This is a genomic window from Dietzia sp. DQ12-76 (genome assembly GCF_014145045.1).
Classification (GTDB): Bacteria; Actinomycetota; Actinomycetes; order Mycobacteriales; family Mycobacteriaceae; genus Dietzia.
Map to the genome: position 1 here is coordinate 1 of NZ_JAALDV010000129.1, position 7,453 is coordinate 7,453.

Here is a 7,453-nt window from a genome sequence, read left to right on the forward strand (position 1 = left end):
CAGCCCGGGCGGCGCCCCCTCCGGCGGGAGGGCCCGCGCCGCGATGGGCACGCTCCCGCCGGAGGGCAGTCCGCAGACGTCGTCCATGGACGGTCCTTCCTCCACTGGTCCGCCGCGACTCAGAAGAAGCCCTGGGGCTTACCCGAGTAGCTCACCAGCAGGCACTTGGTCTGCTGGTAGTGGTCGAGCATCATGCGGTGGTTCTCACGTCCGATGCCGGACTGCTTGTAGCCACCGAACGCCGCGTGGGCCGGGTACTGGTGGTAGGTGTTGGTCCACACCCGGCCGGCCTGGATGGTGCGACCGGCCCGGTAGGCGGTGGTGCCGTTACGCGACCACACGCCGGCGCCCAGGCCGTAGAGCGTGTCGTTGGCGATCATCATGGCGTCGTCGAAGTCGGTGAACGAGCTCAGGGACAGCACGGGACCGAAGATCTCCTCCTGGAACAGGCGCATCTTGTTGTGCCCGCGGAAGACGGTCGGCTGCACGTAGAAGCCGCCCGCGAGATCGCCCTCGAGCTCCGCCCGCCCGCCGCCGGTGAGGACGTCCGCGCCCTCCTGCTTGCCGATGTCGATGTAGGACAGGATCTTCTCCAACTGGTCGTTGGAGGCCTGCGCGCCGAGCATCGTGTCGGTGTCGAGCGGATTGCCCTGCGTGATCTGCTTGGTGCGCTCGATCGCGAGCTCGCTGAACTCGTCGAAGACCGACCTCTGCACGAGCGCGCGCGAGGGGCACGTGCACACCTCGCCCTGGTTGAGGCCGAACATCGCGAAGCCCTCGAGCGCCGCCTGACGGAAGTCGTCGTCGGCGTCCATGACGTCCTCGAAGAAGATGTTGGGGCTCTTGCCGCCCAACTCGAGGGTCACCGGGATGAGGTTCTCCGAGGCGTACTGCATGATCAGGCGTCCGGTGGTGGTCTCGCCGGTGAAGGCGACCTTGCGGATCCGGGGGTTGGAGGCCAGCGGCTTGCCTGCCTCGGTGCCGAATCCGTTGACCACGTTCACGACACCCGGCGGGAGCAGGTCGCCGATCACCGACATGAGGAACAGGATCGACGCCGGGGTCTGCTCGGCGGGCTTGAGCACCACGCAGTTGCCCGCGGCCAGCGCCGGGGCGAGCTTCCACACCGCCATGAGGACCGGGAAGTTCCAGGGGATGATCTGGCCGACCACGCCGAGAGGCTCGTGGAAGTGGTACGCCACGGTGTCTTCGTCGATCTGCGAGATCCCGCCTTCCTGGGCGCGGATGCAGCCGGCGAAGTAGCGGAAGTGGTCGATCGCCAACGGGATGTCGGCGGCCAGGCACTCGCGGATCGGCTTGCCGTTGTCCCACGACTCGGCCAGGGCGAGGGCCTGGAGGTTCTCCTCCATCCGGTCGGCGATCCGGAGCAGGACCAGCGACCGCTCGGCCGCGGAGGTGGCGTTCCACCCGGGGGCGGCCGCCCACGCGGAGTCGAGGGCGGCCTCGATGTCCTCGGACGTCCCGCGGCCGACCTCGCAGAAGACCTGCCCGGTGATCGGGGTGACGTTCTCGAAGTACTCACCCTTGACGGGTGCCACCCACTCGCCGCCGATGTAGTGCTCATAACGGCTCTGGTAGGACATCACCGAACCATCGGCGCCGGGCTGTGCGAAAACGGGCATCGTGCCCCTCCTTACTCCTCCGCGCGACCCCCGTGGTCGACGCTGTGATGTAGGACACTATGCGCGGCGGGGTTGCAGCAACGTTGCACGGCGACCGGCCCGGGTCTGCACTGCCCGGACGGGCAGGTCCGCACCCGTTCGAGCTGCCGGAATCCGCTGCTTCTCCTCGTCGAGGGCCCCCGGGAGCCCTAGCGTCGGCCCCCATGCAGACCACAGCCACACCCCCGGGGTTCCGGGAGATCTCGGCGGTCCGGGGCGGACGGGGCCGACGGTTCGGGGCGTTCACCGTGACCGCCGACGACCGTCGGGTGCGGATCGGGCACGACCTCGACGACGACGAGGTGAGCGAGGCGCTGATCCCGGCCATGTCCCGCGATCTGCTCGCCACCGGGGTCCTGCACACCGTCGACGAGTTCCACCGGGCGGTGACGGCGCTGGTGACCTGCCGGGACGCGACCTGGGAGGAGTGCTGGTCCGCCTACTACCGGTCGTCGATCTCGGCACTGGCCAGCGGCGTCTGCCCGTTCTCCCCGGTCCACGACCGGGCGGTGGCCGAGATGGTCGGCCACTCCGCGGTGGAGATCGGATGCTGCTTCGGCTTCCTGTCCCTCCGCCTCGCCCGGGAGGGCGTGAGAACCGTCGCCGTGGACCTCGACCCGGCCGTACTCGGGCTCCTCCGGTCCTGCGCGCCGGCCGACGGACCCCTGCCCTCGCCGGTCTGCCTCGACGCACGGACCAGCCCGCTGGCCGCGGGTACAGCGGATACCGTCTACCTCGTCCACGTCCTCGAGCACGTGGACGAGGGCGCCGGCTGGGACATGGTCCGCGACGCACTGCGACTGGCGCGCCGACGCGTGGTGATCGCCGTGCCCTTCGAGCCCGTCGCCGTGACGCAATACGGTCATGTCCGGACCTTCGACATCCCCACGCTGGCCGCGCTCGCCGACCGGATCGGGTCGCTCTGTCACAGCTGGTCCCCCGGGGTGCGGACGCGGGTCGACGAGGACCACGGCGGATGGCTGGTGGTGGACCGATGACGTGCCGGTGCAGCTCAGAGCAGGCCTTGCCGACTGGCCACGTACACCGCCTCGGCGCGCCGTGAGACCTTGAGCTTGCGCAGGATGTTGCTGATGTGAAACTTCGCGGTGGTGGCCGAGATGAACAGCGCCTGACCGATCTCCTTGTTGGACCTTCCCTCCGCCAGCAGCGCGAGGACCTCGATCTCCCGGGCCGACAGGGCCTCGGACGCCGATTCGACCCCCCTGAGCGCGTCCACCACCATGGAGGCGGTTCGCGCGTCGAAGGCGCTCTGCCCCTCCGACACCGACCGGACGGCGGTCACCAGTTCGGTGACGTCCACGTTCTTGACCACGTATCCCCGCGCCCCCGCCCGGACCGCCCGCACGACGATCGCCTTGTCGAGGAAGGTCGTGAGCACCAGCGGGGCGACGCCGGGGAACAGGTCGCGGACCGCCGCGCAGAGACGCAGCCCGTCGAGTTCGGACCCGCTGCCCAACTTGAGGTCGATCACCGCGACGTCCGGGCGGGTCGAGTTGATGACCCCGAGGGCCGCGTCCGCGGTCGACGCCTCACCGACCACCTCGAGGTCGGGCTCCCGCTCGAGCATCAACCGCAGGCCCTCGCGGAGCACCGCGTGGTCGTCCACCAGCACGGTGCGGATCATGGCCGCCGGGGTCATCGGACCGACCCCCGGGCCGCTGCGTCGAGGCCCCCGACACCGGGCGCCACCACGGTGATCGCCACCCCGCCCGTGTCGGCCCCCGCGATACGCAACTCCCCTCCCACCATCTCCGCCCTCTCCCTCATGTTGACCAGACCGTGGCGCTCTTCCGGGGACCCGGTCCGCACGGCCTCGAGCAGGCTCCGCAGCTCCTCCGGCCTCCCCACACCGTCGTCCTCCACGGTCAGCGCCACGGCCTCGTCACCGAAGTCGAGGGTGACCACCACGCCGTCGCCCCCCGAGTGCCGCGCGGCGTTCGAGAGCGCCTCGCCGGCGATCCGGAGGAGTTCGTGCTCGATCCCGGGGCTCGTCGGGACCTCGTCGCCGAGCACCCGGACCTCGGAGGACATGGTCGACGGGACGTGGAGGCGGCACAGGTCCTCGATCAGCCTGCTCAGCCGGGCGTCCCCGTCGTCGATCGTGCGCAGGGCGTAGATCACGGACCGCAACTGGTCGACGGCCTGGTCGGTCAGGTGTACGGCCTTCTCGAGCAGGGGCCGCTGCCGGTCGGCGTCTCCCACCGCGTCGAGTCCCAGTTGGAGGTGCATCCCCGCGCCGAGGACGAGCTGGGACACGCTGTCGTGGAGCTCCCGGGCCATCCGGGACCGCTCCACGTCGAGGATCCGCTGGCGGTGCGCGGCATCGAGCTCGCGATGGGCGATCTCGAGCTCCGAGTTCCGCCGGGACAGCTCCACCACGTGGCCCCGGGCCTCCTCGTAGGCCTCCTCCGCCCGGGCGAGGAGCATCTCCTTGTCGCGGAACAGGACGGAGTTGTGCAGCGCGACCGCCGCCTGCGCGGCGAGGATCCGCAGGACCACCGTGTCGATGTCGTCGGCCTGCCGCCCGGGGTGTCGCCACGACGCCAGCCCCCCGATCACCCCGCCGTGCAGGATCAGCGGCACGGTGACCGCGTCGGGTCCGCCGGCCTCCGCGACCTCGGCGGACCGGCCGCCGCGGAGGACCGCGAGAAGGACGTTGACCACGCCTTTGGGCAACCCCTCCGGCACGGGTGCCAGGTCCCGCCCCTCGAACGCGACGAACCGTCCCTCGGGGTCCACGATGACGTGCCGTGGTTCGACGGACGGGAGCTGACCGTCCCGCAGGGCCACCAGCGCCCACTCGGCGTCGAGCTGGTCGTAGGCGACCTTGAGGACGGACAGCATCAGCTCCTCGGGCCCCTCGGCGGTCCGCACCAGCGCACCCGAGACGCGATCGAGAGCGTGCATCGAGCGGCGCAGCCTGGACTCCGCAGCGCGGTACTGGTCGAAGAAGCTCCTCTTGACCGACCGGAGGCCCAGGAGGGAGTCCAGGTCGGTCGGCCCCTCGCTCATGACGCCTCCCGGTACAGCCGATCGACGTCCTCGAGGGTGACGGGACGCGGATTGGTGGCCATGCACAGATCGCGCAGTGCGTGAGCGGCCAGCGTGGGGATGTCCTCGCCCCGGACCCCCAGGTGAGTGAGCCCCGTCGGGATCCCGACGGACTCCGCGAGGTCGCGGAAGCGGTCCGCGACCCGGTCCGTCACCTGACCGGCGCGCGACCCCACGGCGACGCCGGCGGCACGGGCCAGATCCGCCATGCGGTCCGGGGCCATCACCGTCCCGTTGTGCCGGACCACATGCGACAGCAGGACCCCGTTGATCTGGCCGTGAGACGCGTCGTACCGGCCGCCCACCGGATGACTCATCGCGTGGACCGCCCCCAGGACGGCGTTGCTGAAGGCCATCCCCGCCTCGAGCGACGCGAGCGCCATCGCCTCCAACTGCTCGTCACCGCACCTCCCACCGTTCCTCCCGCCGCGCCCGAGCCGGTCGAGCGACCGAGTGCACAGCTCGACGGAGCGCAGGGCGTGGGAGTCCGTCAACGGGCCCGCCGCGCGTGAGGAATAGGCCTCGACCCCGTGCGAGAGCACGTCGATCGCCGTGGCCGCCCGCACGTCCTCGGGAACTGTCGCGTGGGTGGCCGGGTCGATGACGGTGACGTCCGGCACCAGCGAACGGCTCACGATGGTCACCTTGGTCAGGCGGTCCGAGTCGTTGACCACGCAGAACTGGGAGACATCGGCACCGCTGCCGGCCGTCGTCGGCACGGCCACCACCGGGGGCAGTGGCAGCCGGACCCGGTCGACCCCCTCGTACTCGAGGACGTGTCCGCCGTTGGACACGACCAGCGCGACCCCCTTGGCGGCGTCGATCACCGACCCACCCCCCACCGCCACGATCACGTCGCACCCCGAGGAGTGATAGGTCTGCGCACCCTCGAGGATCTGTGAGGCGCGCGGGTTCGGTCGGACGTGCGACCACACGACCGGCTCGGCACCCCGCGCCCTCAAGGCGTCCACCACGGTCCCCGGCCACGGGGTGAGTTCGAGCCACGGATCGGTGACGACGAGGGGGCGACGGGCCCCCAGCCCCATGGCGGCGGTCGCGGCCTCGGGCAGGGCACCGAAACCGAAGAGGATCTCCGGCGCGTGGAATTTGGCCACCCGGCCTTCCGCGGACATGACCTCACGATAGGCCCGGGTCATGTCAGGCGAGCGAGCTTCCCAACAGACCTGCCCGTTCGGACAGTTCCGCGGGATCGCGCGCGGTCACCACCCCGTCCAGGTACCGGGCGTAGCCGCTCAGCCCACAGCTCGGCCGGTTCCAGTACCTCCGGGCCTCCGGGGTTATCCACGCCATCCGGTGGGCCCGCCTGCTGATCCGCCCCACCAGGTCCTCCCGCGGATCGAGCCCGTTGCTCCGCCCGTCACCCACGACCAGGACCGAGGTCCGGGCGTCCACCAGATCCCCGTGTCGGTCGAGGAGTTCGGCGAACACCCGCCCGTAGTCGCTGCTCGCCTCCAGATCCAGACCGGGCGCGGCAAGCACGGTCGCCAGTGCCCCCGCGCCCGACGAGGACAGCAGGTGGTCGGTGACGTCGACCGGCCGGTCGACGAAGGCGACGACGGAGCACCGGTTGACCTTCTGATGCAGGCTCTGGGCCAGTCGCAGCACGAATCCGGTGACGGGACGGACCGAGAGCGAGACGTCGACGAGGATCAGAAGCTTGAGCGGTCCGGGCACGCGGGTGCGGTTCATGATGGTGAACGCCTCGCCGTCCGTGGCCCAGGCCCGGCGCAGGGTGGAGCGCGAGTCCAGCACCCCACGCGCGAACGGTCGCGAACGCCGGCGGGGCGCTCCCCGGATCCGGCGCATCACCTCGTGTGACGCGCGCTCGAGGTCACCGTCATCGGTTCCCTCCACGCCCCCGCGATCCTCGTCGTCGCCACTCCCACCGGTTCCCCCGTCGGTGACGTCGTCCGTCAGGCTCCTGAGGAACTCCACGACCGCGTCGACGAACATCCCCACCTGCTCGCTCGGCGGGGGCCCGCCGTCCTCACCGGAACCCGCGTACACCTGGCGGGCGTCGTAACCGTCGAGGGTCCGCAGGACGTCGAGCGCGTCCCCCCAGTCCAACGACTCGTCGCCGGACACCGAGACCGCGGAGGAGCCCATCTCCCCGACCCGGTCCGACGACGCGCGGTCCACCTCGATCTCGTAGGTGACCGTCGACCGCCACTGCTCGGCGCCCTGCTCGACCGCGAACTCCTCCTCGCCCGTCGCGGTCGAGAAGTCGGAGTCGTCGTAGTGGATGCCCTCATCACGCCGGGCGGTGTCGTCGCCCTCGACGAGGTCACCGATCTCTGCCGGGTCCAGGTCCGATGGGGTGAACGGTGACGACCCCTCCGAGTCCAGTTCCAGCTCGTCGGGCAGCGCCCCCACCTGCGGATCATCGCCACGGGCACCGGCGGCGCCCTCGGTCCGGGCCACGTGCAGACCGAGGAAGAGGCGGTCGAACACCGCGTCGAAGACCCGGTTCTCCCGCCGGTACTTGACGGTCACCGCCCGGAGCGCCGGCCGCAGCACCTCGGGCCGCGAGGCCCCCAGCAGCGCGAGGACCGTCCGCACCTCCACCACCTCGGCCGGGGACACGGCCACCCCGCGCTCCCTCAGGAGACGCCCGAACACCACGGAGACGATGTCGAGGACCTCCGGGGGCGAGACGCGGGGCCCCGGGCCGATCGTCA

Annotated in this window: 6 protein-coding genes; 1 reads left to right on the forward strand and 5 read right to left on the reverse strand. The window is 71.0% G+C overall.

Annotation, left to right across the window (positions count from 1 at the left end; all coding sequences use genetic code 11):
* Window positions 1-119: 119 nt before the first annotated feature.
* Window positions 120-1,643, reverse strand: coding sequence for an acetaldehyde dehydrogenase ExaC (exaC, locus tag G6019_RS05645; RefSeq protein ID WP_107755412.1), 1,524 nt, complete (start codon window positions 1,641-1,643; stop codon window positions 120-122).
* 203 nt (window positions 1,644-1,846) lie between these two features.
* On the opposite strand from exaC, the gene mftM reads away from it, so the two are divergent.
* Window positions 1,847-2,680: a mycofactocin oligosaccharide methyltransferase MftM gene (gene mftM, locus G6019_RS05650; RefSeq protein ID WP_182611970.1), complete on the forward strand. Its 834-nt coding sequence runs from the start codon at window positions 1,847-1,849 to the stop codon at window positions 2,678-2,680.
* Window positions 2,681-2,694: 14 nt separating this feature from the next.
* Here the strand turns inward: mftM and G6019_RS05655 are convergent, their stop codons facing one another.
* From G6019_RS05655 to G6019_RS05670, 4 genes are all read right to left on the reverse strand, one after another.
* Complete coding sequence (locus G6019_RS05655) at window positions 2,695-3,342, reverse strand: MadR family response regulator transcription factor (protein WP_182611969.1); 648 nt, start codon at window positions 3,340-3,342, stop codon at window positions 2,695-2,697.
* Window positions 3,339-4,715, reverse strand: coding sequence for a sensor histidine kinase (locus G6019_RS05660; RefSeq protein WP_182611968.1), 1,377 nt, complete (start codon window positions 4,713-4,715; stop codon window positions 3,339-3,341). Before G6019_RS05660 ends, G6019_RS05655 begins: the two co-directional genes overlap by 4 nt.
* Complete coding sequence (locus G6019_RS05665) at window positions 4,712-5,887, reverse strand: iron-containing alcohol dehydrogenase (protein ID WP_241725894.1); 1,176 nt, start codon at window positions 5,885-5,887, stop codon at window positions 4,712-4,714. Before G6019_RS05665 ends, G6019_RS05660 begins: the two co-directional genes overlap by 4 nt.
* Before the next feature lie 25 nt (window positions 5,888-5,912).
* On the reverse strand, window positions 5,913-7,453 hold a 1,541-nt coding region (locus G6019_RS05670; protein WP_182627177.1), incomplete at its 5' end, for a VWA domain-containing protein.